The sequence below is a fragment of the Dyadobacter sp. BHUBP1 genome (assembly GCF_050587785.1).
Classification (GTDB): domain Bacteria; phylum Bacteroidota; class Bacteroidia; order Cytophagales; family Spirosomataceae; genus Dyadobacter.
Window position 1 is genome coordinate 742715 of record NZ_JBOBIH010000001.1, and the last position, 25689, is coordinate 768403.

23 protein-coding genes are annotated in these 25689 nt (G+C 48.9%); 11 read left to right on the plus strand and 12 right to left on the minus strand.

The features are described 5' to 3' along the window. Positions 1 to 13: 13 nt before the first annotated feature. Both ACQ4MZ_RS03140 and ACQ4MZ_RS03145 read right to left on the minus strand, forming a co-directional pair. A complete protein-coding gene (locus tag ACQ4MZ_RS03140) occupies positions 14 to 721 on the minus strand; it encodes a DsbA family oxidoreductase (RefSeq protein ID WP_430842859.1) in 708 nt (235 codons plus the stop codon). A gap of 242 nt (positions 722 to 963) precedes the next feature. Next, positions 964 to 1599 carry an NAD(P)H-dependent oxidoreductase gene (locus tag ACQ4MZ_RS03145; protein ID WP_430842861.1) on the minus strand — a complete coding sequence of 212 codons (636 nt, stop codon included), beginning with the start codon at positions 1597 to 1599 and terminating at the stop codon, positions 964 to 966. Positions 1600 to 1703: 104 nt separating this feature from the next. Between ACQ4MZ_RS03145 and ACQ4MZ_RS03150 the strand changes: the two genes are divergently transcribed. Further along, positions 1704 to 2069, plus strand: coding sequence for a winged helix-turn-helix transcriptional regulator (locus ACQ4MZ_RS03150; protein WP_430842863.1), 366 nt, complete (start codon positions 1704 to 1706; stop codon positions 2067 to 2069). A gap of 70 nt (positions 2070 to 2139) precedes the next feature. Here the strand turns inward: ACQ4MZ_RS03150 and fbaA are convergent, their stop codons facing one another. Then, positions 2140 to 3219 (minus strand): class II fructose-bisphosphate aldolase, encoded by a 1080-nt coding sequence (fbaA, locus tag ACQ4MZ_RS03155; protein WP_430842865.1) that lies wholly within the window; start codon positions 3217 to 3219, stop codon positions 2140 to 2142. Between the two features lie 239 nt (positions 3220 to 3458). Here fbaA and ACQ4MZ_RS03160 point away from each other — a divergent pair, with 239 nt between their 5' ends. The 7 genes from ACQ4MZ_RS03160 to ACQ4MZ_RS03190 all read left to right on the plus strand — a co-directional run bounded on the left by ACQ4MZ_RS03160 (position 3459) and on the right by ACQ4MZ_RS03190 (position 12384). Further along, positions 3459 to 3755 (plus strand): hypothetical protein, encoded by a 297-nt coding sequence (locus ACQ4MZ_RS03160; RefSeq protein ID WP_430842867.1) that lies wholly within the window; start codon positions 3459 to 3461, stop codon positions 3753 to 3755. Next, complete coding sequence (locus ACQ4MZ_RS03165; protein WP_430842869.1) at positions 3752 to 4960, plus strand: hemolysin family protein; 1209 nt, start codon at positions 3752 to 3754, stop codon at positions 4958 to 4960. Before ACQ4MZ_RS03160 ends, ACQ4MZ_RS03165 begins: the two co-directional genes overlap by 4 nt. A 28-nt stretch (positions 4961 to 4988) precedes the next feature. Beyond that, complete coding sequence (gene bla, locus ACQ4MZ_RS03170) at positions 4989 to 5879, plus strand: class A beta-lactamase, subclass A2 (RefSeq protein WP_430842871.1); 891 nt, start codon at positions 4989 to 4991, stop codon at positions 5877 to 5879. A gap of 24 nt (positions 5880 to 5903) precedes the next feature. Beyond that, on the plus strand, positions 5904 to 6524 hold the full coding sequence (locus tag ACQ4MZ_RS03175; RefSeq protein ID WP_430842873.1) for an ABC transporter ATP-binding protein: 621 nt from the start codon (positions 5904 to 5906) through the stop codon (positions 6522 to 6524). Between the two features lie 21 nt (positions 6525 to 6545). Further along, positions 6546 to 10007: a gliding motility-associated C-terminal domain-containing protein gene (locus ACQ4MZ_RS03180; protein WP_430842875.1), complete on the plus strand. Its 3462-nt coding sequence runs from the start codon at positions 6546 to 6548 to the stop codon at positions 10005 to 10007. A gap of 75 nt (positions 10008 to 10082) precedes the next feature. Beyond that, the gene (locus tag ACQ4MZ_RS03185) at positions 10083 to 10526 is read left to right on the plus strand and encodes a DUF4920 domain-containing protein (protein WP_430842877.1); all 444 of its coding nucleotides are present in this window, start codon (positions 10083 to 10085) and stop codon (positions 10524 to 10526) included. Between the two features lie 73 nt (positions 10527 to 10599). After that, positions 10600 to 12384, plus strand: coding sequence for an SGNH/GDSL hydrolase family protein (locus ACQ4MZ_RS03190; RefSeq protein ID WP_430842879.1), 1785 nt, complete (start codon positions 10600 to 10602; stop codon positions 12382 to 12384). A gap of 3 nt (positions 12385 to 12387) precedes the next feature. Here ACQ4MZ_RS03190 and ACQ4MZ_RS03195 read toward each other — a convergent pair whose 3' ends face one another. The 4 genes from ACQ4MZ_RS03195 to argS form a co-directional block, all read right to left on the minus strand. Further along, positions 12388 to 13281, minus strand: coding sequence for a 1,4-dihydroxy-2-naphthoate polyprenyltransferase (locus ACQ4MZ_RS03195; protein WP_430842881.1), 894 nt, complete (start codon positions 13279 to 13281; stop codon positions 12388 to 12390). Between the two features lie 26 nt (positions 13282 to 13307). After that, positions 13308 to 13691 carry a DUF5618 family protein gene (locus tag ACQ4MZ_RS03200; protein WP_430842883.1) on the minus strand — a complete coding sequence of 128 codons (384 nt, stop codon included), beginning with the start codon at positions 13689 to 13691 and terminating at the stop codon, positions 13308 to 13310. A gap of 81 nt (positions 13692 to 13772) precedes the next feature. Further along, positions 13773 to 14357: a glutathione peroxidase gene (locus ACQ4MZ_RS03205; RefSeq protein WP_430842885.1), complete on the minus strand. Its 585-nt coding sequence runs from the start codon at positions 14355 to 14357 to the stop codon at positions 13773 to 13775. Between the two features lie 109 nt (positions 14358 to 14466). After that, positions 14467 to 16245 (minus strand): arginine--tRNA ligase, encoded by a 1779-nt coding sequence (gene argS, locus ACQ4MZ_RS03210; RefSeq protein WP_430842887.1) that lies wholly within the window; start codon positions 16243 to 16245, stop codon positions 14467 to 14469. 174 nt (positions 16246 to 16419) lie between these two features. Here argS and ACQ4MZ_RS03215 point away from each other — a divergent pair, with 174 nt between their 5' ends. Next, positions 16420 to 17940, plus strand: coding sequence for a hypothetical protein (locus ACQ4MZ_RS03215; RefSeq protein WP_430843798.1), 1521 nt, complete (start codon positions 16420 to 16422; stop codon positions 17938 to 17940). A 19-nt stretch (positions 17941 to 17959) separates the two neighbouring features. Here ACQ4MZ_RS03215 and pyrR read toward each other — a convergent pair whose 3' ends face one another. Beyond that, a complete protein-coding gene (pyrR, locus tag ACQ4MZ_RS03220) occupies positions 17960 to 18502 on the minus strand; it encodes a bifunctional pyr operon transcriptional regulator/uracil phosphoribosyltransferase PyrR (RefSeq protein ID WP_229211073.1) in 543 nt (180 codons plus the stop codon). A 63-nt stretch (positions 18503 to 18565) separates the two neighbouring features. Here pyrR and pth point away from each other — a divergent pair, with 63 nt between their 5' ends. Then, a complete protein-coding gene (gene pth, locus ACQ4MZ_RS03225) occupies positions 18566 to 19126 on the plus strand; it encodes an aminoacyl-tRNA hydrolase (protein ID WP_430842889.1) in 561 nt (186 codons plus the stop codon). Positions 19127 to 19716: 590 nt separating this feature from the next. On the opposite strand, the gene ACQ4MZ_RS03230 is transcribed toward pth, so the two are convergent. Continuing rightward, entirely contained in the window at positions 19717 to 21114 is a 1398-nt protein-coding gene (locus ACQ4MZ_RS03230; protein ID WP_430842891.1) for an OmpA family protein, read from the minus strand. Positions 21115 to 21187: 73 nt separating this feature from the next. Here ACQ4MZ_RS03230 and ACQ4MZ_RS03235 point away from each other — a divergent pair, with 73 nt between their 5' ends. After that, the gene (locus ACQ4MZ_RS03235) at positions 21188 to 22072 is read left to right on the plus strand and encodes a DMT family transporter (protein ID WP_430842893.1); all 885 of its coding nucleotides are present in this window, start codon (positions 21188 to 21190) and stop codon (positions 22070 to 22072) included. 51 nt (positions 22073 to 22123) lie between these two features. On the opposite strand, the gene ACQ4MZ_RS03240 is transcribed toward ACQ4MZ_RS03235, so the two are convergent. From ACQ4MZ_RS03240 to ACQ4MZ_RS03250, 3 genes are all read right to left on the minus strand, one after another. After that, positions 22124 to 22912, minus strand: a complete 789-nt coding sequence (locus ACQ4MZ_RS03240) for a PhzF family phenazine biosynthesis protein (protein ID WP_430842895.1) — start codon at positions 22910 to 22912, stop codon at positions 22124 to 22126. 128 nt (positions 22913 to 23040) lie between these two features. Continuing rightward, positions 23041 to 24591, minus strand: coding sequence for an alpha,alpha-trehalase TreA (gene treA, locus ACQ4MZ_RS03245; protein WP_430842897.1), 1551 nt, complete (start codon positions 24589 to 24591; stop codon positions 23041 to 23043). 45 nt (positions 24592 to 24636) lie between these two features. Next, positions 24637 to 25578, minus strand: a complete 942-nt coding sequence (locus ACQ4MZ_RS03250; RefSeq protein ID WP_430842899.1) for a M20/M25/M40 family metallo-hydrolase — start codon at positions 25576 to 25578, stop codon at positions 24637 to 24639. Positions 25579 to 25689: the final 111 nt, after the last annotated feature.

Genomic DNA, 25689 nt, shown 5'->3' on the forward strand with positions numbered 1-25689 from the left:
AGAATATTTCAGCCTAGTTGCATTCTCCGTCGACCGTGCAGTTAACACCGTCGGCCAGGCTTACCAGTGGTTTGGGATTGGCTTTTTCCCATTCGCCAAACGACTGCTGCAATGCATTCAGGAAAGTTTCGGTGTGTTGCGCCCCTGAAACCGCATATTTGCGATCGAGCACAAAAAACGGCACTCCGCGTGCGCCTACCTGCTGCGCCTCGTAAATATCGCGACGTACATCTTCGCTGAAACGCGTGCCGTTGAGAACGGCCTTCAATTCAGCGGAGTCCAGGCCAATGGCATTGCCCAAGTCGATCAGCGTGGTGTGATCGGCGGTATTCTTGCCATCTGTAAAATAGGCTTTGAACAGTTGTTCCTCCGCAGCGTCGCCGAGTCCCTTTGTTTTGGCAAATTGTAAAAACCGGTGCGCATCGAACGAATTGGCCAGAACGGCCTTATCCATATTGTATTCCAGGCCTACTTCGGCAGCCATATTCGTGACGTAGTCGTTCATTTGCTGCGCATATTCCGGCGTCCAGCCTTTGGTTTCGGCCAGGTAATCATTAATACTACGACCCGGTTCGGTTTTCATCTGCGGGTTCAACTGGAAACTCTTCCATTCCACCTGAATCTGATCACGCTGCGGAAACTCCGCCAGCGCACTCTCAAAGCGCCTTTTGCCGATATAGCAAAACGGGCACATTACATCACTCCATATTTCAACTTTCATAGTTTCGTTGTTTGTGTGCTGGGAGATTTGGGGAGAGTCATTTTTGGTCAGATGTTGTCATTTGTTGTCAGGTATTGTCATTATTAGTCAGGTGTTGTCATTTGTAGTCATGTGTTGTCATTATTACCTGTAACAATTCGTGACTACGCATGACCATTCCTGACAACCCTTGACGATCCCAGACTACCCTTGACCATTCCTGACCACCTCCTGACTATTCCACCTCCCGTTTAAAAGAAATGTCAGATGGAAATAAAAAGTTCTTCATGCGCCCGGCGCACTTTCTTGGCATTCACATATGGGTCTTTTTCTGCATCGCGGTAGCCCAATGTCAGGATCACGACGCTGCTAAGTCCTTTCTCGCGTAAACCGAGGATCTCATCCAGCTTAGCAGAATCAAAACCTTCCATCGGGGTAGCATCCACTTCTTCCGTGGCGGCAGCTACCAGTCCGTGCCCCAAAGCAATGTAAGCCTGCCGTGCTGCCCAGTCGAAATTAACTTCCTCGCTGCGGCTCAAAATACCGCCGTTAATACTGCTATGGTAGCCTGCCAGCGATTCCAGGCTCACATTCCGTGTGGTGGCGATGAGCTTGATGAAATCGTCCACCTGCTCGGCCGTGATCCTTTCCCACGCCGCGAATACCAGTAAATGCGAGGCATCGGGAATCTGCAACTGCCGTGGGGCCGCCTCGCTGAAAATTTTATCTTTCAAAGCCTTATCCTCCACTACAATCACTTTGTAGGGTTGCAAACCCACCGAGGAAGGCGCTAGTTTGATGGCTTCGAGGATATTGTCCAGTTTTTCCCGGGGAACGGTTTGACCGTTCATACGTTTGGTGGCGTAACGCCAGTTCAATTTTTTTATTAACTCGCTCATTTTTATCTAAGTTTGGTACGCCGTTGATTAATAGGCATGCAAACTTAATTAAATTTACTATACATTTGTAAGTAGTATACAAAAGTATAGTGAAAATATCAGCTATGGAAAAAACGAAGCAAGCAAAGCCGCACACCTGGGACGAATGCACCAAAAGCATCCTGCCCGTGCGCGACGCATTGGAAGTACTCAGCGGCAAATGGAAGTTGCCCATTATCATATCCCTCATGTTCGGCAACAAACGCTTCTCGCAAATCGCGAAAGAAGTGCCCGGCATTACCGACAAAATGCTTTCCAAGGAACTGCGGGAGCTGGAAAGCAACGACCTTGTGAAACGGACGGTTTATGACTCCATTCCCGTGGTGGTTGAATATTCTCTCACCGAATACGGACATTCACTGGAGATTGTGATCAAGACGCTCCGCGACTGGGGCGTGGCGCATCGGAAGCGGATGATGGTGGAGGGGTAGAAAAATCTCGCAAGAACAAAAAAAGCAACCCTCACAGGTTGCTTTTCTCTTAACATATCAGCTGAGCAAATTACCCCAGCTGGTTAATGCAATTCAAATCTTCAAACGCCACTTTCAGACGGGAGATCATACTCTCTTCGCCTTTGCGCAGCCATACGCGTGGGTCGTAGTATTTTTTGTTTGGCGAATCTGCGCCTTCGGGGTTGCCGAGTTGCGATTGCAGGTAGCCTTCTTTCGATTTGTAATAGTTGAGAACACCTTCCCAGGTTGCCCACTGCATGTCGGTATCGATGTTCATTTTAATTGCACCGTACTCGATCGCTTCGCGGATTTCTTCGCGGGATGAGCCTGAGCCTCCGTGGAATACGAAGTTAACAGGCAGGTCGCCGGTTCCGAATTTCTCTTTGATATAGTTTTGTGAGTTGCGGAGGATTTTCGGCTCCAATTTCACATTACCTGGCTTGTATACCCCGTGAACATTACCGAATGCAGCTGCAATGGTGAAATTAGGGGAGATTTTTGAAAGTTCTTCGTAAGCGAATGCCACTTCCTCAGGCTGAGTGTACAGTTTCGAGCTGTCAACGTCCGAGTTATCCACACCGTCTTCCTCGCCGCCGGTCACACCAAGTTCGATTTCCAGGGTCATGCCCAGCTTCGCCATGCGCTCGAAATATTTAGCGCAGATCTCGATGTTTTCATGCAAAGGCTCTTCCGAGAGGTCGAGCATGTGCGAGCTGTACAATGGCTTACCGTATTGATCGAAATAACGCTCGCCGGCATCCAGCAAACCGTCGATCCACGGAAGGAGTTTCTTCGCGCAGTGGTCGGTGTGGAGGATTACAGGCACTTCGTATAATGCCGCCATCTGGTGTACGTGCATCGCACCCGAGATGCCGCCTGCAATAGCCGCCTGCTGGTTGGCATTGGAAAGGCTTTTTCCCGCATAAAATATAGCTCCGCCATTTGAAAACTGTACAATGACAGGGCTGTTAACCGCTTTGGCTGTTTCCAGGACCGCATTCACCGAATTGGTTCCTACCACGTTCACGGCCGGAAGGGCGTAGTTGTTTTCGTTGGCGTGGCGGAAAATTTCACTAACTCCATCGCCGGTTACAACACCGGGTGCAAAGCGTTTTGTCGTTTCGCTCATAGTAATAAAGGATATTTTTTCAAGAATTAATTTTACAATTCAAGTGTCGGCCCTGAATTGTACGGCAATCCCTGCAAGTTAGCTATTTTAGGGTGAAATGACCGAGTTATGTATGGTTTATTATGCATTGAAACGAAGATTAATGCATCGATGACCGTTTTGGCGCAATCTGTGGTATCTTTGAAAATCATTGAGAAAACAGGGCTGCGACCCTGCATGTTTAAGCAGATTCTTCATTAATGAATTCCAAACTGATCCGGACGATTTTCCTGGCCCTTGCATTCGGCTTTCTAGTGCTTTGGGTGCTCGAATTCCGCCGCGCCGGGCTTTTAGAAAGCTACTGGCTTTTACTGTTGTGCATTGTTTGCTTCTTGCTATTCCAATTCAGCCGTTTGAAAGCTGCTACGCTTGCCAAACAGGCAGGTGAACCCGGGGCAGCACCGAATAAGACATCGGCTGTCGGCCGTCGGCCGACAGCGGTTGGTAGGCAGCGGTCGGCGGTTAATATCCAATCCGGTAAAAAAGCCAAGAAATGAACCTGATATTCCTGGTTACGACGATCGTTTTTTTCATGCTGGCGGGCTATTACGGCGCCGTGCGATCGGTGTTGCTGGATGTGTGGATAGACCGGTATTCGTTCCGTCACGAGAAGAGCGAGCAGGTGGAGCAGACGCTCTACTGGCGCCGTATTCTCCGGATGATCCGCCTGCTGTCCGTAGCATTGGGCTGCTTTATGGGGGTAGTCACGGTATTTCCTTTGTTTGAGCTGAATACGGGCATGCAAAACTGGCTGCTGATCATCGCATTGTTCGGGACTTTGGCGGTTTTGTGGATGGGTAGCTATTCGAGCTGGGTGAAAATTGGGCGGAGCTTTCCAAAGGTGCTGGATTTGAAAGCATTCCCGGTACGTTTCGGCGAATGGCTGATGACGCCGCTTTACTGGGTGATCGAGCCGTTTGTAAAGGAAAATATTCTCTCGCCATCGTTGCGCGACGACATTGTCTCGGCCGACGATCCCGATTTTGACGATCACAGTATTGAAGAGAAGATGTTTATCAATGCATTGGATTTCAAAGATTTGCGGATCCGAGATTGTATGATCCCGAGAACAGAGATTTCGGCGGTGAATGTGAATGCGAGTATCGAGGATTTGCGCACGGCATTTCTTACAAGCGGCCATTCCAAAATCATTGTGCATCGGGAATCAGTCGATGAGGTGCTGGGCTATTGTCATGCATTGTCGTTGTTTAAAAAGCCGAAAGAAATCAGCAGTATTATCACGCCCATCCTGATCGTGCCGGAAGCTATGCCCGCACGCGACCTTATGCTACGCTTTCTCGAAGAACGTCGCAGCATTGCATTGGTAGTGGATGAATTCGGTGGAACATCGGGTTTGGTGAGTGTTGAGGACGTAGTGGAGCAGATTTTTGGGGAGATCCAGGATGAATACGATACCACGGAAGATTGGACGGAACGGCAACTCGACGATCATACGTACATGCTCAGTGCGCGCCATGAGCTCGATTATTTGAATGAAAAATACGGCTGGGAGCTTCCCGAAGGGGATTACGATACAATAGCCGGCATGCTGATCCATTTCTGCGGCGACTTACCCGACGAGAATGAAGTGGTGGACATCCCGCCTTATTCTTTCCAGATCGTTTCCGTCCAGGATACCCGCATCGAACTCGTCAAACTGACCATAGAAGACCGGAAAGCAGAGCGGAACGGCCATAGTTAGACCACGATTATCAAGCCTCAGAACATCCATGACCAGATTCGCCCGGATTTCAGTTTTAATAGTACTATTCCCAATTATTGCATTTGCCCAACAAGCGAAGCTCAAATCTGAAATTGAGAACATCAGCAAACAGGCAAACGGTATCGTAGGCGTGGGGGTGATGGATTTGAAGACAAAGGAAACTTTGCTGATTAATCAGGATCACAAGTTTCCAATGCAAAGCACCTTCAAATTTCCACTGGCGATGGCCGTTCTGGACCTGGTGGACAAAGGGAAATTGAAACTGGATCAGAAAATACACGTCACCCAGGCGCAGCTTGATCAGAAGACGCACAGTCCGATGCGCGATAAACACCCCAGGGAAGATTTTGACATTACGATTGGCGAATTGCTGAGCTACTCGGTTTCGGAAAGCGATAACAATGCATGCGATATTCTTTTTGAACTGGCGGGCGGTACTAAAAAAGTGAATGACTACATTCATTCCCTGGGCGTGAAAGACATCGCGATTGTGGCGACGGAGAAAGAAATGAAGGTTGGCTGGCATGTACAATACACCAATTTTGCCCACCCTTCGGCGTATCTTCAATTGCTGGACATTGTTTATAAGGGAAAGACGCTTTCTAAGTCCAGTCACGATTTCCTTTGGAAAATTTTGGTTGAAGGTCCTACGGGCTTGAAAAGGATCAAAGGGTTGTTGCCCGAAGGTACGGTGGTGGCACATAAAACAGGTACTTCTGGCACCAATGATAAAGGAGTGGCTGCTGCGACGAATGATGTGGGAATTATTAAGTTAAAAAATAAAAGAGATATTGCCGTGGTAGTGTTCGTTTCGGACGCCACTGCGAAAATAGATACGCGCGAACTGGTGATCGCCCAGATCGCGAAGGCGGCTGCCGATTATTATAGCGGCCAATAATCAGGATTACATTAACAGAGAGCAGTGCGGATTACAGTCGATAAAATAGGGAAGAAGTTCATCAAAGAGTGGATTGTCAGAAATGCCAGCTTCGAACTCGCAGCAGGAGAGAAGTATGTATTTGTAGGGCCGAATGGCAGCGGTAAATCGACGTTACTGCAACTGCTGACGGGTATGATACCTGTTTCCGAAGGTAAAATCACTTACGCCGACCGGAACGGGAAGGAAATAGAAACGGACCATTGGTATAAGCATATTGTGATTGCCGCTCCGTACCTGGAACTCATAGAGGAGTTCACGTTGCGCGAGCAAATCGAGTTTCATAGCAAGTTCAAACCATTCAAAAATGGCGTTTCGGCGAAGGATTTTGAGGATTTTATTCAGCTTCCGCATGCCAGCGGGAAAATTATCCGGCATTTTTCGTCGGGGATGAAGCAACGGGTGAAATTGGGGCTGGCGTTTTTATCGGATGTGCCAGTGGTTTTTCTTGATGAGCCAACAACAAATCTGGATGTGCAAGGCATCAATTGGTACCTCGATCACGTAATGGATAATACACAGAATCAGTTGGTTTTACTGGGTTCAAATGTGCAGCAGGAATACGAATTTTGTAAAAATATCATCTCGGTTTCTGCGTTCAAATAGAAAAACTTTGCCGCGCGGACTATGCAGAAAACTTTACGGCTACTCTTCATATCGTTTCTGATTATTGTCCGCACAGCCGACCATTCCCGGGCTGCGTCGGCCTATTTCATCGAAAACAAGGGGCAATGGGACAGCGATGTCCGCTTCCGCGCCGCTATCCCTGGCGGTTTTCTGTTTTTGAAGTCGCATTCGCTGCTTTATGTGCTTTACGATGGCACGAAAGTCTCCGCCATGCATGCGAAGGGGCATACAGAGGCCTCGGGCGCACGAGAGGACATGAGTACGTCAGGCCTGCGCGCGCATGGCGTGGAAGTAACGTTTCTCAATGCGTCTCCAACTTTGCGACATCAACCATTGAAGGTAGGTAAAGGACGTTTCAACTACTTTCTGGGAAATGACGCCAGCACCTGGGCGAGTGGCGTGAACGGTTTTGAGGAGGTAATTTACGAGGACATTTACCCCGATATCGATCTCCGCATTTATCTCAACCAGGCGAAGCTCAAATATGAATTCATGGTTAAACCCGGCGCGGATGCTTCGCGGATCAGTTTCCAGTATAAAGGTGCCGAGAAAGTATCTTTAAATGAATCGGGGCAGATCGTAATCAAGACTTCGGTGGGGGATATCAGGGAAGCACAGCCGTATTCGTTTCAGTCGGGCAGCAATGCACGCACGATTGAAGTCCCTTCGGCATTCCGCATTTCGGGCGAGAATATCGCGCATTTTGAATTGCCTTCCGGTTACGACAAATCATTGCCGCTCACAATCGACCCGGAACTGATTTTTTCAACTTACTCGGGTTCCGTGGCCGATAATTGGGGCCATACCGCGACGTATGATGATGAGGGGAACCTCTATTCCGGTGGTACCGTGTTCGGGGCCAATTTTCCGGCGTCAACCGGGGCTTTTCAAGTCAAATTTGGTGGGTTAGTTGATGTTTCGATCATGAAATTCAATCCCGATGGTTCTGACTTGTTGTATGCGACTTTTCTCGGAGGTAACAATGGCGATGTTCCCACGAGCCTGATCGTGAACAGCCGGAAAGAGCTGCTGATTCTCGGGACGACGTCTTCCAAAAATTTTCCAACCACAGACAATGCATTTCAGCGCGCTTTTGGCGGTGGAACCGGCATAGAGCCGATTTCAGGAATCGGGATGACCAATGGCAGCGACCTTTTTGTAGCGAAACTTAATACTGCAGGTAATCATCTGACGGGTTCTACATTCGTTGGCGGGAGTGGTAATGATGGGGTGAGTGTAACCAATAACGTGACGATCCGGAACTACGGAGACAGTTTCCGGGGTGAAATAGGAGTGGATAAAAACGACCAGGTGTATGTGGTTTCATCCACTAATTCGACGAATTTCCCCTTGAAAAATCCTGCGCAAAACAAGTTGGCGGGCGGCCAGGACGGTGTGGTTTTGAAACTTTCAGTGGGGCTGGACCAACTGCTGTGGTCAACCTATCTGGGCGGCGATAAATGGGATGCAGCGTATTCGTTGAAAGTCGCCGCCAATGGCGAAGTATATGCTGCAGGAATATCCCAAAGCGGCAATTTGCAGACCAAAGCGGGAGTTTATCAATCGGCATTGAAAGGAGCGGAGGATGGTTTCGTGGCACGTTTTGCAAATGACCAGCTATCGGCACTGACTTACCTCGGGACCGACAAGGAGGACGGTGCTTACTTGCTGGATCTCGACGCGAGCAATCGGGTATATGTCTACGGACTCACGACAGGCAATTATCCGGTGAGTCAGGGGGTGTATCATAATGCAAAAAGCGGCCAGTTCGTGCACGCATTGAATGCCTCCTTAACTCAGACATTGTTTTCGACCATTATCGGTTCCGGCCGCGGCACGCCGGATATTTCGCCAACGGCCTTTCTGGTAAGCGAATGCGGGAATATTTATCTGGCAGGCTGGGGAGGAAATGTCAATAGCGGTACCAATAATAACGTAGCCAGCAGTACCACCGGCTTGCCTGTCACCGAAGATGCCATTCAGCCTACTACCAATGGAAACAACTTTTACATCGCCATTCTGGAACAAGGAGCAAAGTCTCTGCTCTACGCGACATTTTTCGGGAGCCTCGCGCGTGATACCCGCCTGCAGGGTGATCACGTGGATGGAGGAACGAGCCGGTTTGATAAAAATGGAATGATTTATCACGCGACCTGCGCCTGCGGAGGCAGCCATTTCCCGACAACGCCCCAGGCCTGGTCGGAAACCAATAATAGCGATAACTGCAACAACGCGGCTTTCAAGATTGATATCGACCGGTTGAAGGCGGATTTCGACGTCTATAAGGGCCAAACCAAAGACGTACTTCGCGGCTGCGCGCCCCTGGAACTGACATTCGTGAACACCAGTGAAGGCGGGGTGGATTACATATGGGAGGTCAACGGGAGTACGATTTCGAGGGACGAAGGACAATCGGAATATACATTTACCAAGCCGGGCGAATACACGGTCACACTTACGGCCTACAACCGGTTGAGTTGCAAGCGAATGGACGTGGCTGAGAAGAAGGTTATTGTTGAAACATTAACTACAAAAGTAACGGGCGATACCACGGTTTGCGAGAACAGCATCGTGAAACTGAGCGCCAGCGGCGGTACCCAATATAAGTGGTCGCCGGCAACGGGGCTGGACAATGCGAATAGTGCCACGCCGGTTGCTACAGTGAGAGAAACGACGGAATACACGGTTGAAATCAGCAACAATCTGGGCTGCAAAGTAACGGAAAAGGTAAAACTGGATGTCGAGAAAAAGACCGATTTCGTAGATATGCCTGACACCGAAGTATGCCAGGGTGCCACCGTAACGCTGACCGTTTCAGGTAGTGCGCCGCAATACAAATGGCATGCGACAACGGGTCTGGACGAAACCATCGGGAAATTGGTGACTGTGAAGCCGACACAGACCACAATTTACGTAATCGAAGGTTTGTATGAAGACGGCTGTCGCCCGCTTCGTGAAATTACGGTGAAAATCGACCAGTCCTATACGCCGGATTTTGAGATAGTGCAATCGGGCGGGGCATGTAATGAGCCATTTTCCTACTCATTAAGCAACAAAATAGGCAAAGCGCAGCGCTACGAATGGAATATGGGTACGGGTAATCCGGTGGCCGACCCGGAAGTGAAAAACTACGTTTATGAAGTTCCGGGCGAATATACGGTCACGCTCACGGCCTACAATGCGGCAGGCTGCTCGCTTACGGCCTCCAAAAAGATCAGCGCGGAGCCTGCCTTCACACTAAGTAATGTCATCACCCCGAACGGCGACGGGAAGAACGATTTTTTCATCGTCCCCGTCGCTTCATCCTCGTTGGAAATCTTCAATCGATGGGGGAAATCCATCTTTAAGTCAGCGGATTATAAAAACAATTGGGGGAAGGGCATTGCCAACGGTACGTACCTCTACGTTGTCGATACCCCGCGAGGGAACCACTGTAAGGGATGGGTTGAAGTGTTGGAATAGGATGGTTTTGATTGTATTGCGGGAGGTGTTAACTTTATGTTGATCTATTGAAACACACTTCTAAATACTATAATCATGAAAAGACTCCTGTTAATACTCCTGGTCATACTAACCGTCTCTTTCGCCAAAGCTCAAAGCAACTTTGGCAAGCAAATTGATGATAAGGAGGCGATTGCGGCGACGGCACTTCCGGCGCAAATGGGTGATAAAAACGAAATACAGGCCAAGGTGATGGGTACAGTGGAATCCGTTTGCCAGGCGAAGGGATGCTGGATGAAGGTCAACCTGGATAATGGCGAAACTATGCGGGTAGTTTTCAAGGACTACGCGTTTTTCGTACCGAAAGACATTGCAGGCAAAACCGTCGTTTTCGAAGGAGAAGCCAGGAAGACGCTGGTTCCGGTGGAGCATTTGAAGCATTATGCGCAGGATGCTGGCAAGAGCAAGGAGGAAATTGCGAAGATCACTGAGCCGAAGGATGAACTGACATTTATTGCCGATGGCGTGATTGTGAAATAATCTTTTCCCAAACGGGAGAAATAGCCTTACGGGCACTTTTGTAGCGATACATTGGTGTCCGTTTTACTTTTTTATGCTTTTCAGATCAATTTCAAATGTGTGCGTAGGCCTGTTGCTGAGCATTCAGGTTTTAGCGCAAAGTAGCCAGTATGTCTGGTGGAATCCTCAAACGGCTGCTTTTCCTGTTGTAGAAGGGCAGGCCTGGCCTACGAAGGAATTGAAAAGTCCCTATGACCGCCTGCCGGCGCGGGCCGAAAAGCAGGTACGTGATGTGGTTTGGAACTTGTCCAATCAATCCGCGGGGCTGATGATCCGTTTCCGTGCCAATGCTTCCGATATAAAAATTCGTTACGCAGTGGGCGGCAAGCACGCGCTCCCGCATATGCCTGCAACAGGCGTGAGCGGCGTGGACTTATATGCCCTAAGCAATGATGGCGAATGGCGCTGGTGCGCAGGTAAATACGCGTTTGGAGACACCATTACCTACGATTTTAAAAACCTGTCTCCGAACGATAATTACCACAAGCACGGACGCGAATACCGACTGTTCCTGCCGCTTTATAACAGCGTGAAATGGTTGGAAATAGGTACGCCGCAGGGAACGGAATTTACTCCGTTGGCCGTGCGGCCTGATAAACCGATCGTTATTTATGGTACGTCAATCGCACAGGGGGCGTGTGCGTCGCGGCCGGGTATGGCCTGGACATCGATCTTAAGCCGGAAAATGGACCGGCCGCTCATCAACCTGGGTTTTTCGGGAAATGGGAGATTGGAAAAGGAAGTGGTGGATCTGATCGGCGAGATCGATGCGAAAATTTATGTGCTCGACTGTCTCCCTAACCTTACCATTCGCCCCGATTCCAAGCTCGGACTGACGGCCGAAGAAGTGAAGAAGCGGGTAATCAACACCGTAATGGCATTGCGCCAAAAGCGCCCCGACGTGCCGATAGCGCTTGCGGAACATGCGGGATATGCCGAAGAGGACATTAACCCGCAAAGTAAACATTATTATGCAGAGATCAACGGCGTGTTGAAAGACGCGTTCGCTACATTAAAAACGCAGGGTTTTCAGAACATTTACCTGATCCCGAAAGAAGATTTCGGGCAAACCTACGAATCGACGGTGGACGGCACGCACCAGACGGACCTGGGCATGCTGCAATATGCCGATGGCTACGAAAAGCATTTAAGAAGTATTTTTCACGAGCCGTCAGGCGAGTTCTCAACCACCCGCCCGGTAACCCAGATGCGCGAGTTGCACAATTATGATTGGGAAAAACGACATTCGGAAATTCTCGAACTCAACCGGAAAACCTCGCCGACAGTCGTTGTGATCGGCAACTCCATCACGCATTTCTGGGGCGGCTTGCCCAAAGGACCGAGAGCCGTTGGTGAATCGTCGTGGAGTAACACATTCGGGAAAAATTCCGTGAATATCGGCTATGGCTGGGATCGCGTCGAGAATGTGCTGTGGCGCATTTATCACGGAGAACTGGACGGTTTCAAGCCGAAACAGATTTTTGTCAACATCGGTACGAATAATCTAGGTTTGAACAGCGACGAGGAAATTGTGGCGGGTTGGAAACAGCTTATCGACGCGATTAAATACCGGCAACCGCTGGCACAGATCGTCATGATGGGAATTTACCCGCGCCGCGAGCAGGAGCAACGTGTGGCCGGATTAAATAATAAACTGGTGCAAATCACAGGTGAAGCCGATGTGCTGTTCGTGAACCCGGGAAAAGTGTTCCTGAAAGACGATGGCAAGATCGATGAGTCGCTATTTTCCGACGGCCTGCATCCTAATGAAAAAGGTTACAGCTTGCTGGGTAATGCAATCAAACCCTTTGTGCAATAGGCATTAAAGGACAATACCAATCCCAAAAAGGATCACGAAAAGCAAGGTAGAAAGCGCCATTTGTTTCAGATAGGGATCAAGCTCGCTGGCTTTGGTCAGCCGCGAAATAGCAAGTCCGTTTTTGACAAACAGTGGGAAGCTGAGGAAAAAGATCAGGCTCGTATAGCTGGAAAAGTGCTGAGCCGTATAAACCGTTACGCAGAGCATACCGACGAGCAGAATGCACCAGTGATAGACAATGGCTTTCTCGCGCCCGATTCGCACGGGAATGGAGTTCTTTCCGGTTGCACGGTCGGAGTCAATGTCGCGGATGTTGTTGATATTCAATACGCCTACTGCAAAGAGGCCGCAACTGGTTGCTGGCAGGAGCAAACCCCAGTTCCAAACGTGGGTGTGTAAAAAGTTGCTGCCAAGCACACCCACCCATCCGAAAAAGATCAGTACGGAAAGGTCGCCCAGGCCTACGTAGCCGTATGGCCGCTTACCCGCAGTGTAGGTAATGGCCGCGATAATGCAGGCAATACCAATGCCGAGAAACACCCAGAATGTATTAGCTGGCGCATCTTTCAATGCGATCGTAAGCAAGGTAATGCCTGAAATCAATGCCAGTACCGAGAAAAGAACAATGGCCCGCAGCATTTTCGCAGCAGTGATATGTCCTGAATGCACAGCCCGGCGTGGTCCTTCGCGCAGATCGGTATCCTTGCCGTTGACCGCATCGCCATAGTCATTGGCAAAGTTGGAAAGTACTTGCAGGAGAATGGTCGTCAGTACGCTTAAACCAGCCACCGGCCAGCTGAACTGCCCCGAAGCCGCAGCCAGAAAGCAGCCCATTAAAATACAAGACAATGCGAGAGGTAATGTGCGGGGACGTGCGGCTTCAATCCAGGGATTCATTGTTGGGTATTGTTAATTCGGGTATTTCAGGCTGCTGTTTTTTGCTCAGCCCAGTTTAAGATTTTTTCAGCGACATCGAGGCCTCCGTTGGAAACCGACACAATACGATTTCCATCATAGCTCATTGCAAGATGAAGCGTATTGTAGGCTTCTATGAATAATGCGAGCATCTTTTTGTCTACCGCGGATAATTCTTCCCTATACCAGTCGATACTCTTCCTTCCTTTTTTCTTATCTCTAAAAACAACATCCAATGCTTCCAGAACACCTATGTAGGCGGTATGTCCGGCCATTTTTACATACTTTTTGTCTTTGTACAACTCATCTTCTTTGATTGCCTTTTCGCGAAGAATTTGTTTGGCATTGGAGAGGTAACGACGTGCTTCTTCAATAGTACTGATGTTTTTCATAGTTGCGTATAGTTGATGTATTAAAAAACTGTCGGAAGAGCCTTCGGAATAACCAAAGGCTGCCTCCGACAGTGAATATACTTAAATTCCTACCGCCTTCGTAAACTCTTCGTCAGTAGGCAATACTTTCGAAGCGAAGAAGTGCGTCAGTTCGCCTTTTTCATTGATTACGTATTTGCAGAAGTTCCAGGTAGGAACTTTGTCATTCCAGCCGTTCAGGTCTTTGTTGCTTAGCCATTTGTAGATCGGCGCCTGGTCGTCGCCCAGTACAGATACCTTCTCGAACATCGGAAACGTTACGCCATAGGTTGCAGAACAGAAAGTCGCGATTTCTTCGCTGGTGCCTGGCTCCTGGCCGCCGAAGTTGTTAGCGGGAAATCCGAGTACCACCACTTTGTCGCCATGATCTTTGTAGAATTTCTCCCAGTCGGCATATTGCTTGGTATAACCGCACTTGGAAGCCACATTCAGGATCACGACCTTTTTACCTTTGTATTTGCTCAAATCAACGGTTTTGCCGCCTACCAGCGATTTTACCTTGAAGTCATAAAGCGTTTGTTTGGCAACAGGAGCATTCTCCGGACGGGTCGCTATTTCGGATTTGTCAACGAAAAGTCCGGTAATCAATGAAGTAATCATAATGAAAAGTGTCTTTATTAAGCTCATAATAGGTTTTGGTTATGGTTATTACATATAGTTAGAAAGTGATTTGCATGCAGGGATCATCGGGTTAACTCTCCAAAACACTATACGGCCCGATTTTCAAAAAAGTTGCTTACATCCGTTCGGGGACATCTATGCCCAATAACCCCAAAGCCTTGCGAATCGTTTCCGCAACGGCGCCGGATAATGCGACGCGCAATTTCACTGCTTCCGGATCCGGATCGGAGAAGATGGAAACCTCCGCATAGAACTGGTTATAAACCTTTGCAAGGTCAAATGCGTACTGCGAAATGAGCGACGGTGCGAACTCGTTGGCAGCCGCCAGAACCTTCACAGGGTATTGCGACAGTGCAAACACCAACTCGCGTTCGGCCTGGTGCATGGCATAGCTGTCGCCCGGTATTTCTGCCGGAATGCCTGCCTGCTCGGCCTTGCGCATGATCGAACGGATACGTGCGTAGGTGTATTGAATGAATGGCCCTGTATGTCCCTGGAAGTCAATGGATTCCTCGGGATTGAAGAGCATTCGCTTTTTAGGATCTACTTTCAGCAGGAAGTATTTCAATGCGCCCAATGCCAGCCGGTTATAAAGCTGTTTGGCTTCCTCGCTGTTAAAATCATCGATTTTGCCCAGCTCCTGCGTGCGGTCGGATGCCGTCTGCACCATCTGGCCTACAAGATCGTCCGCATCGACGACAGTACCTTCGCGCGACTTCATTTTACCCGAAGGCAAATCCACCATACCATAGCTGATGTGATAACAGCCGTCGGCGTAGGTGCGGCCAAGGCGTTTCAGGATCGCGAACAGTACTTTAAAATGGTAATCCTGCTCATTCCCCACTACCCATAGATAGCGGTCGTTGCCGAAATCGCTGTTTTTCAATTCGGTTGTGCCCAGGTCCTGAGTGATGTACACGGATGTTCCGTCACCGCGAAGTACCAACTTTTCATCAAGTCCTTCTTCGGTCAGGTCGATCCAGACCGAATTATCCGGCTTTTTGAAGAATATACCTTTTTGAAGACCCTCTTCGATGATATCCTTTCCTAGTAGGTATGTATTTGATTCATAATAGGTTTTGTCGAAGCTTACACCGATTTTTTGGTAAGTTTCTGCAAATCCTTCATAAACCCAGTTGTTCATTTTTTGCCAGAGCGCTACCGTTTCAGGATCGTTATTTTCCCAAAGCAGGAGCAATTGCTGCGCTTCCATGATCCACGGGGCCTTTTTAGCAGCTTCTTCCTCGCTCAGGCCTTGTTCTACCAGTGCTTTGATCTGCTTTTTGTACTCAATATCAAACAGAACGTAATATTTGCCTGCCAGGTGGTCGCCCTTGATACCGCTCGATTCGGGCGTTTCGCCATTGCCCAGTTCCCGATAGGCCAGCATGGATTTGCAGATATGGATGCCGCGATCGTTGACCAGGCACGTTTTTACCACGTCATAGCCGCTCGCTTTCAGGATTTTCGAAAGTGAATCGCCCAGGAAGTTGTTGCGCAAATGCCCCAGGTGAAGCGGTTTATTGGTGTTAGGGGAGGAAAATTCGACCATCACCGATTTCCCGTTAGAAGGCAGCGAACCGAATGTCTCGTCGGAAGCAATCTTGCCGAACAAATCCAGCCAGGTGCTGTCTTTCAGGCTGATGTTGAGGAAACCTTGCACGACATTAAAGCCTGCAACAAGCGATGACGACATAATTAGCTCATCGCCAATGATCTGCCCGATCTCGGCTGGTGCCTTGCGAGCCGCTTTGGTCAAAGGAAAAGTGACAAATGTGTAAAATCCTTCAAATTCTTTCTTGGTAGGTTGCAGGATGATTTCCTGGTTGTCCAGCTGAAAATGTTTTTGGACGGCTTTTTGAATATCCTCCTTGAGTATTGCTTCAATTGTCATGAAAAATCGGGGATTACATTCCCGCAAGTTTTTATTTAAATGAAATTATTTCTAATATTAATAGCAATGTGAGCCTTGCAGGATGCAAAATTAGGCTAATTATTGATCTGTGTCACACCCCTGAAGGAAGAAGTTATGCATAACCGTTCTATAAACTATTCCGGGTTGAAATTAATGCTGCTATTGATCTTCGCGCCGCTTTGCGGGGTGCTGGCACAGTTGCAGCAATCCGATCGCCTCGAAATCCCGACCAGTTCATCTTCTTCCGAGCAATTCGAGGTTTTTAGTCTGGGTGAGAAGGGGATTTTGTCTGTAATACGGGGGAATGAATTTTCAAACCGCAACGAGCAATGGGAGTTTGTAAAATACGACACAACCCTGAAAGCGCTCTGGCGGACTTCCTATAAACTCGATTTCCGGTACATTCCGGTGATGGCTTACAAAGCTGAAGAAAGCGGATACTGGCTGTTTGCTGAGCCTGATACCGACAAATTCCTGTTCCTGCAACTGAATTTCCAGGACGGTTCCATTGATACCTATAAAGGTAATCTGCTTTCGGGCGTCGATGTCCAGCATTTCAAGGTGATCGGCAGCAAGGCATTGGTGTCGGGCTATTACCGGTCACGGCCGATCGTGATCGTGCATTCGTTTTTCGATCACACGACCCGCGTACTACCCGGCCTTTTTGAAAAGAATACCGAACTGAATAATGTCGACATCAACGAGATCGACGGATACATTAATGTGATCACTTATGCCTATCGCAAGAAAAATTGTGTTTTTGAAATAAAAACTTACAATTACGATGGCAAGCTATTGAAAAGGACTAGTTTGAGTGACCCGCGTTACAGCTTCATTTCAGGGCAGATTGTGCCGCTCAATGCGGATGATTCCTATCTGATCGGCAACTATTCTGTAGGTTGTACCCAATATTCGCAAGGCCTTTACGTGACGCATGTTTCCGACGATACGCCGGAAGAGCCACAGTTTATCGAGTTTTCGGAATTGCAGAATTTCTTCAATTATATGAAGCCCAAGCGGCGCGCCCGGGTGTTGGAAAAGATCGGCAAGCGGAAGAGCCTGGGTAAGGAAAACCGGTTTCGTTATCGGCTGCTGGTACATCAGCTGATTCAGACGGAGAAGGAAATTGTGCTGGTAGCGGAAGTGTATTATCCCAATCAGCGCTCCACGAGTCCAATCATTTCCGGCGGGATTTCGCGCCCATACGTAGCGCGTGCACTCGAAGGCTACCGGTACACGCACGCGATCGTGTGCGGGTTCGACCGCAGCGGCAAGCTCATGTGGGACAACACCATTACGATTAAAGACCTCACAAGCTTCGATTTGCAGGAAATGGTGCAGGTAACACCCGTCGACGACTATTTTGTACTGGCTTATCCGCAGGAAGGAGAAATCCACACCGAAGTGATCAGTCGTAATAAAGTGGTGGTAGAAACGGAGAAATTTAAAATCAATCCCAAATCGGAGAAAGAAAAGGTACTGAACAATGAAGACGGCTATCTTTCACCATGGTACGGTCAATATTTCCTCGCTTACGGCATGCAGCGGATTGGTACTTCTTCGATTGTGCAGGGGCGCGAAGTGTTTTACGTTAACAAGCTGACTTACAAGACCGACGATATTGGTAAGATGGAGGCCAAAGAAGAAACTTCCCGACCCGGTCATCAGCCTTAACACATTATTTAGCACAGGGCTAGTCGACGAGCCAGATGTGGTCGGCGTCAAAGCCCTGCTCTGTCCATTCCACCTGCACCCGCTGTGTTTCCACCGTGCTTACCTGCATTCCCACGTAATCGGGATCGATGGGTAGTTCGCGGTTATAGCGGCGGTCGATCAGTACCAGCAATTCCACCACTTTGGGGCGGCCGAATGCAGTCATAGCATCGAGCGCTGCGCGTACCATACGCCCGCTGGCGAGGACGTCGTCGATCAGGATCACTTTTTTACCTTCGATCAGGAACGGTACATTGGTTTTATTCGGCACGAGTGGAGATTCGCGGCGGCGGAAGTCGTCACGATAGAACGTAGCATCCAAATGTCCGAGGAGGATATTCTGTCCGGTGATTTCGCGGAGCTCCTTCACAATGCGTTCGGCAAAGTGTATTCCCCTGGGCTGCAAACCCATGACAACCGTGTTCGAAAAATCCTGGTGATTTTCAATCAGTTGCTGACAAAGCCGGCTGATCATTATTTCCAGAAGGGGGCTGCTAAGTACTAATCGTTTTTGGGGTATCATGAAATTTCCCTGAATTTTAGCCTAAATTAAAGTGCTCTAAGACGAAATTAAAACTTTTATTCAATGAAATATCTGATTGCCGGGCTGGGGAATATTGGTCCGGAGTATGCTTTTACCCGGCATAATGCCGGTTTTATGGTGCTCGACCGCCTCGCCGCACAGCACGGTTTTAAGTTTTCTTTTGAAAAACTGGCTTTCGTGGCAGAATGGAAATACAAGGGCAGGCATATTTATTTTATAAAGCCTACTACTTATATGAATTTAAGTGGAAAGTCGATCCGGTATTATATGGACCAGTACAAAGTGGCTGCGGAAAATACGTTAACCATTGTGGATGAGCTGCAATTGCCCTTCGGTACTTTGCGGATCAAGCCTAAAGGCAGTCACGGTGGGCACAACGGTTTGAAGAATATTGAGGAATTATTGGGCACCACAGAATACCCCAGACTGCGTTTCGGGATCGGAAATAATTTTCCGCGTGGTAGGCAAGTAGATTACGTGTTAAAACCTTTTTCCAATGAGGAAATGGCGGAGCTACCGGTCATTTTGGACAGAGCAGGCGATATGGTTACATCGTTTTGCACTTTGGGGATACAATCGACAATGAACAATTATAACCAATGATTGTACTTTTTAAAGAAAATATAAATATTTCAAGAATTGTATTTATTTGGTTTTTGGTTGTTTTTTCAAAATTTAATAAAAGTTAATTGCTGATTGTTAATATAAAATAGGTTTTGAGGTGTCGAGATTGCGATAAAATTCCAAAGAATATTTTGATTGGCGGTTTTTATTCAATTTGTAATTTCAAAATTAATCCCGACATTTGTAGTGCAATAAGGCGGAAGTGAAATAGAATAAATCAAGGAAGCCAATTGAAATGCTGTTATCTTTGCATAACAATGGAATTTCAGGGTTGCAATCCGGCGAAATAAGGTGTGCCGAAGAGGAATAAAAAGGGCGAAACAGCAAGATTTCGTCAGATCTGGAGAATAATTAATAGCGTATATTGGTTAAGTTCTCTGAATTTTGTAAAGAAGAAAAATTGGAGTATTATTGATAGTATTTCTTGCTTTACAAAAACAATGAAGCGATCGGGAAACCCGACGTTAACAAGAAATGGACAAACAGCTGAGAAGCTAAAAGATATAAAAGATAAGAAAAGGTTAAGGGTTTAGGAATAGTCAGTATAAAGCCATCTCCATGAGATGGCTTTATCTTTTTACCGGCTCTGCCCAAACTTCCACCCTTCTGTTTGATTTTTTCGTTGCCTCGGTCCGGTTGACCTGGTTCGGTTGCGCCGACCCATAGCCCGAACCCTCGATCCTGCTGGCGATAATACCCTTGCCGATCAGATAGGCTTTCACGGTTTCCACGCGCTTGTTGGAGAGTTCGAGGTTCTTTTCGAAACTTCCCGTGTTGTCGGTATGCCCTTTCAGTACCAGCCGCAAATCCTGCCGCTTTTGGAAATAATTTACGATAGAGTCGAGATCGGCGAGGGCGCTGTCTTCCAGGACCTCGGTTCCCTGGCTGAAATAGAGTGTCGAAAGTGGCGTGGAATGCGTCTCTGGGGTCATATTCATCAGCGCCTTCACTTCCTCGAATCGGTTGTTGGTGCGGATGATCACACTTTTAGACTGAAAACCGTCGGCCTGTGCGGTAATGCGGTATGTCTGGTGCGGGGGTAATTCTACGTTGTAAACGCCGTCGACGGTTCTGGTATGCGCCACCAGGGAATCGTTGGCCGATTTGCGCACGTGTACCTCCGCGTCGTTGACGGGTTTCAGATTGCCGCCGTCGTAAACGCGCCCTGTCACCATTGCGAGATTCTTGTTTCGGATGGGTTCGGGCTTTTCTTGCGTCGGTTTGGGTTCTTCTTTAGGTTCCTCTTTTTTCGCGACCGGCTCTTTAAATGTTTTGGCGATCGACTGGTAACTCCTGCGCACAAATACCGGTGTCATCACCCGGTCGTAAATGCGGATCAGCGCCACGGTTCCTGAGCTGGATTCGTTGCCGGCGATGAGGTCGTCCTGGAAGATATTCAGTACCTGGTCGGCGTCGAGCACTCCTTCGGTACCCGGATCCTTGAAATCCAGTTTAAGAATGCCATTGATATACATTCGGATAACTTTCGTCTCATAGTCGCGCGAGTACACATAATGTACCCACTGCTTCGCGCGTACCGCGGCCTTTTCACTCATGGCAAAATTGAAAAAATTGAGTTTGCCATGATAAATATAGGTGCCATAGTCGCTCTTGCGGTTCTTGAAATCGAGTACGCGTTTCCAGATATCGAGCGAATCGAGTTTGAAATAGATCTCTACCGTGAATGATTTATTCAGAAATCCCTTCGCTTCCCCGCTGTTGAATTGGAGGCCACTGTTTTTCTCAAAAACATAAATAGACCTTGAAAGGTCATCGGAGCCGGGAATCTGTTCTTTGATGATTTGCCCGGGACGCCCCAGCGGTTTTAATGCCGGGCCACCATTTTCAATGGGCAGGAAGCCGTTGTTGAAGTCGTAAGTCCACTGGTTCTGGGCGTGAACATGCAGCGCCGGGGCACAAAGCAGGACCATCAGCACCGCCCGCAGCGCATTTTTTTTGTTAATCATACCCAAAAATATAAAAAGTGGGGGCGGAAGCCGAAGTACAACTTGTAATTTTGGATCGTTATTATTCCTGCGTGTGAAAAACATCGGTATCGGTCTTCTCTTTTCCATTCTCTGGTCGTCGGCCTCCGTGGCAACGAAGTTTGGTGTGCAATCGGCGGCTCCTTTGATACTGGCAAACGTTCGGTTCTTTATAGCTGGTATCTTGCTGCTATCATTTTCCTACGTGTTCATCAAAGATAAAGCCTACCGGCTGCCCACGAAAAAAGAATGGCAGCAACTTGCACTGTTTGGGTTCCTGAATACAACGCTTTACCTGGGCCTGTACGTGTATGCGATGAAGTATACCGCAGCGGGTATCGGCAGTCTGGCCGTGTCTACGAATCCGCTGATTATCGTGCTGTTATCGTCGTGGTGGTTGAAGAGAAAGCCGAAAGCGGAAGAGTGGGCGGGGATAATTTTGGGAATGGGAGGCGTGGCGGTAGCAACTTACCCGTTGCTGGCCGATAGTTACACCACCATCGGAGGCATCACATTGCTGCTTATCAGCATGGTGGCTGTATCGGCTGCGAGCGTTTACTACGCCACTGTAAAATGGGAGTTGCCTAATTTACTCATTAATGGCTGGCAGGTTTTTCTCGGTGGAGTTTTCCTATCACCATTCACATTGGGTATGGCCGATTTTGGTGCTACCCGGTGGGACCCCGTCTTTTGGGGCTCGGTACTGTGGCTTAGCCTTGCAGTTTCAATCGTGGGATTGATATGCTGGTTTTACCTGCTCCGGATCGATACTGTGAAAGCCTCGCTCTGGTTATTCCTTTGCCCGCTTTTCGGGTTTTTCTTCGCCTGGTGGCTTATGGGCGAGCCAGTGACGCTATACACCGTTGTTGGTACGGTGCTGGTGGTTACTGGCTTGTATGCCGGGCAACGCACGAAATTTGCGGGAAATAAAAGGAGCTAGTGGAGACGCCCAGTCGGGGGCGCCTAGTCGGGGACGCCTAGTCGGGGACGCCTAGTCTACCAGAATTTCACCTTTGAGATACAACTTCGCCTGGCCGCCGATGTAAACGCGGTCGCCCTGCAATTCACATTTCAGAAAGCCGCCCCGGCGCGATAGCTGGCGCGCATTCAGTTGTGTTTTGGAAAGCTTGTCGGCCCAGTAGGGAATCAAAGTGGTATGCGCGGAGCCTGTTACCGGATCTTCGTCAATGCCCGACTGGGGAGCGAAGAAACGGGAGACAAAATCCACCTCGTCGCCAGCGGCAGTTACGATGACGCCGCGTGCCGGGATGGTCGACAGGATGATAATGTCAAAATCAAGATCTCTTACCACGGCTTCCGATTCGAGCACAACCAGGTAGTCAGTTTTGCCTTTGTAAACTTCCAGTAGCGTCGTGTTTTTCAGGCTTTCAACGAGTCCCGGAGGCGGTACGGCAATGTGGTATTGGTCCACAGGGAAATTCAATGTAAGCCAATCTTCCTTGCAATCGACGGTCAGTACGCCGCTTCGCGAATCAAAGCTGATGGATTGCCCTTCGTATTTCTGGACATTGAAAATGACGTATGCTGCGGCGAGTGTTGCGTGTCCGCAGAGATCCACTTCCACCGTCGGTGTAAACCAGCGGATATGGAAGCCATTTTCAGTCGGGACATAGAACGCGGTTTCGGCGAGGTTGTTTTCGGCGGCGATGGCGAGCATCGTTTCTTCCGGCAGCCATTGCTCCAGAGGAACTACTGCGGCAGGGTTTCCACCAAACAACTTGTCAGTAAAAGCATCGATTTGGTATATAGGAAGTTTCATGAAGTCAAATGGGCTTGATAACAGCAAGGTATTAAAAATATCCGCTACGGGAAGATTTTCTTACCAATTTTTAATATAATTTATTGGAAACGGATAAGAAATCAAAGCGTATTTCGTCGAAAATACGACTATCGCTTACGGTTTTTCATTCGGAGATAGACGGCGTTGGTCCAGCCAAACCCTTCTTGAATCTCATATTCACCTCCTCCGGCGATCAGGTTGGTGTCCGATACATTGTACTTTTCGAGCATCTTACCCGAATGCCTGAACTCCTTCTCGATCAGTCCCAGCCATTCGTCGCTGAGCTCGTTGGCGGTCCGGTGAAAATTGTAATTGCGCAATCCCTTGTAGACGATCCATTGCAGCGGGGCCCAGCCATTGGGGGCGTCCCATTGCTGCCCTGTTCGCACCATAGTGGTCAGCAATCCGCCCGATTTGAGGAAATTGAGCCTTATGTATGCACGCACATAATGGGAGTGCGGCTTAGGCGCGAGCTTAAAAAACAGGGGGAATGCGCCCGCAATGGTGATAGCTTTAGAGAAATCCCTTTTCCGGAAATCATAATCCATGTAGTAATTCCTGGATTCATCCCAGAAATAGGTCTGAATAGCGATGCTCCGCTGCCGTGCCTTTTCCTCGTAGAGCAAGTGCATTCGTCGGTTGTCACAAAGCAAATACGCTTCCGCGATGGTTTTTTCGAGGTGGTAAAGCAGGCAGTTCAGGTCGAGGGGCAGTATGTCCGTCGTGTGGATCGATGCAAAATCGGTTTCGTTGGCAAACCACCGGCTGCTGAAATCCCATCCCGATTCCGCGGCGGCCCGGATATGGCGGTAGAGCTCTTCGGGGGGCGTGCCGTACTTCTCGTTCGCTTCCCGGGCCAGCTCTGTGTCTTCGCTGTACGATTCCGGGCGCGGAGTGGCCTTGTCGTCCCAATAGCGGTTCAGTAGCACGCCGTCGGGGAGATAAACGAGGCGCCGGTGGGCTGTGAAAGGCTCGCAAGGCTCCAGGCAGCCATCCATCCAGTAGTCGTACTCCTTTTGCAACTGTGGCAGGTACTTTTTCAAGACCTTTTTGCCTTCCATTTCACTAAACAGTTTCACCATTAATGAAAAAAATGGGGGCTGGGAGCGGCTCAGATAATAGGTCCGATTGGCGGTGGGGATGAAACCCAGCGTGTCGATCAGATAGGCGAAGTTGTTGAGCATATTCCGGATCAACTCCACGCGACCCGATTCTTTGAGCCCCAGCATCGTAAAGTAGCTGTCCCAATAATATATTTCCCTGAAACGTCCCCCCGGCACCACGTAAGGGTGGGGCAGGGGGATGAGCGACCCGCCCCGTTCCTGGTTTTCGGGCTGGCGCGTAAGTATCGACCAGAGCTTACCAACATGTTCGGAAACTGAGTCATTCTTGTCCGAAACGAATCCCGACGCAATTTGAGCCGGCATTCTGAAATACCCCCGGACGAATGTTTCCATATCAAAGCCCGGGCGGTCTTTTTCCTGGTGGTACCGCTCTATGATCAGTACCGGGTCTTCCAGCGGGATTGCATCGGCGAAAGTTTTTGAATCGGAGAAAATGTGGCTGCATTGCACGTCACGGAATAGCGTTCCGTACAACTCTTCGGGAGAGATGTGTGCCTGGCCGTAAGTGAATGATGGAGCAACAAAACCGTACAAAACAAACTGATTTTAGGGGTTCTCCCCCGAATGGTGGACAATAACTTACTTGACTTCTGTGAATTTAAGTTTTGGTAATAACATCGCATTCTCAATGAGTTTAATTTGAATACCCAGAATACCGGCTTCGGCATTGGCATCGATCTTTTCCGCATCATCGGTCGGCTTGTGGTAATCGTCGTGGCCGCCGGTATGGAAGAACAACACCGGGACTTGCTTGGCGTAAAATGAACCGTGGTCCGAGCCGCCGCTTCCCGCATTATCCGTAAAAAACTTTGTATCGCTTTTCACATCCTTGAAAATCGCAGGCCATTCGGCGCTGGTGCCGTACCCGCCAATGCCGACGCCCCGGTTCGGGTCGTATCGACCGATCATATCCATGTTCGACATGAAGTTGATATCGGCCAACGGCAATGTCGGGTTGTTCACAAAGAAACGGGAGCCCACAAGCCCCAGTTCTTCTGCCCCGAATGCGATAAAAAGGAAGTTATAAGGTTCCTTTTTGTCATTCCCCGAAAAATACCGCGCCAGTTCGAGCAGTCCGGCCACCCCCGATGCGTTATCATCGGCTCCGTTGTGAATCTGTCCTTCTGGCTTTTCGGCCTTGGAGCTTCCCTGGAGGCCCAGGCCGAGGTGGTCGAAATGAGCACCTATGACGATGGTATAGGGGGCCCCGTTGTCGAGAAATCCAATCACATTTCTTGCCTCGCGGATGCTGTCGGGCACCACCACACGCCTGATTTTGGCTGTAAAAGGCTGGTAATAACCTTCGGTTCCTTTGGGTAAAAGGTGGTATTTTTTGAATTGCTTCGCCACATACTTCGCGGCTTTCTCATTCTCTTTACTTCCTGTGCCCCGGCCCTTCATTTTGTCGGAGGCCAGGTACGAAATGTGTTTGCGGATGTTTTCCGGTGAGGGTGAAACAGATTGTCCGAATGCCTGTGCAGCGCCGAAAACGAGCAGCAGACTGTGAAAAAAGATTCTCATTCTACTAAAAATGGTTGACCGGCAAAGATAAGCCGCAGCGGCACGAGCGGGCCTCGCGGAAGGACAGAATTTTTGTATTTGCTTGTATTTTCAGGCATCCGGGCTTAATAT

Bases quoted from the DNA above. Each gene is read 5' to 3' on its own strand.
- fbaA (WP_430842865.1), bottom strand. From the start codon at position 3,219: ATGAGCGAAACGACAAAACGCTTTGCACCCGGTGTTGTAACCGGCGAT.
- ACQ4MZ_RS03150 (WP_430842863.1), top strand. From the start codon at position 1,704: ATGGAAAAAACGAAGCAAGCAAAGCCGCACACCTGGGACGAATGCACC.
- pth (WP_430842889.1), top strand. From the start codon at position 18,566: ATGAAATATCTGATTGCCGGGCTGGGGAATATTGGTCCGGAGTATGCT.
- ACQ4MZ_RS03190 (WP_430842879.1), top strand. From the start codon at position 10,600: ATGCTTTTCAGATCAATTTCAAATGTGTGCGTAGGCCTGTTGCTGAGC.
- ACQ4MZ_RS03250 (WP_430842899.1), bottom strand. From the start codon at position 25,578: ATGAGAATCTTTTTTCACAGTCTGCTGCTCGTTTTCGGCGCTGCACAG.
- ACQ4MZ_RS03230 (WP_430842891.1), bottom strand. From the start codon at position 21,114: ATGATTAACAAAAAAAATGCGCTGCGGGCGGTGCTGATGGTCCTGCTT.
- ACQ4MZ_RS03215 (WP_430843798.1), top strand. From the start codon at position 16,420: ATGCTGCTATTGATCTTCGCGCCGCTTTGCGGGGTGCTGGCACAGTTG.
- ACQ4MZ_RS03240 (WP_430842895.1), bottom strand. From the start codon at position 22,912: ATGAAACTTCCTATATACCAAATCGATGCTTTTACTGACAAGTTGTTT.
- ACQ4MZ_RS03205 (WP_430842885.1), bottom strand. From the start codon at position 14,357: ATGAGCTTAATAAAGACACTTTTCATTATGATTACTTCATTGATTACC.
- ACQ4MZ_RS03165 (WP_430842869.1), top strand. From the start codon at position 3,752: ATGAACCTGATATTCCTGGTTACGACGATCGTTTTTTTCATGCTGGCG.
- pyrR (WP_229211073.1), bottom strand. From the start codon at position 18,502: ATGATACCCCAAAAACGATTAGTACTTAGCAGCCCCCTTCTGGAAATA.
- ACQ4MZ_RS03195 (WP_430842881.1), bottom strand. From the start codon at position 13,281: ATGAATCCCTGGATTGAAGCCGCACGTCCCCGCACATTACCTCTCGCA.
- ACQ4MZ_RS03185 (WP_430842877.1), top strand. From the start codon at position 10,083: ATGAAAAGACTCCTGTTAATACTCCTGGTCATACTAACCGTCTCTTTC.
- bla (WP_430842871.1), top strand. From the start codon at position 4,989: ATGACCAGATTCGCCCGGATTTCAGTTTTAATAGTACTATTCCCAATT.
- ACQ4MZ_RS03180 (WP_430842875.1), top strand. From the start codon at position 6,546: ATGCAGAAAACTTTACGGCTACTCTTCATATCGTTTCTGATTATTGTC.
- ACQ4MZ_RS03140 (WP_430842859.1), bottom strand. From the start codon at position 721: ATGAAAGTTGAAATATGGAGTGATGTAATGTGCCCGTTTTGCTATATC.
- ACQ4MZ_RS03160 (WP_430842867.1), top strand. From the start codon at position 3,459: ATGAATTCCAAACTGATCCGGACGATTTTCCTGGCCCTTGCATTCGGC.
- ACQ4MZ_RS03145 (WP_430842861.1), bottom strand. From the start codon at position 1,599: ATGAGCGAGTTAATAAAAAAATTGAACTGGCGTTACGCCACCAAACGT.
- ACQ4MZ_RS03200 (WP_430842883.1), bottom strand. From the start codon at position 13,691: ATGAAAAACATCAGTACTATTGAAGAAGCACGTCGTTACCTCTCCAAT.
- argS (WP_430842887.1), bottom strand. From the start codon at position 16,245: ATGACAATTGAAGCAATACTCAAGGAGGATATTCAAAAAGCCGTCCAA.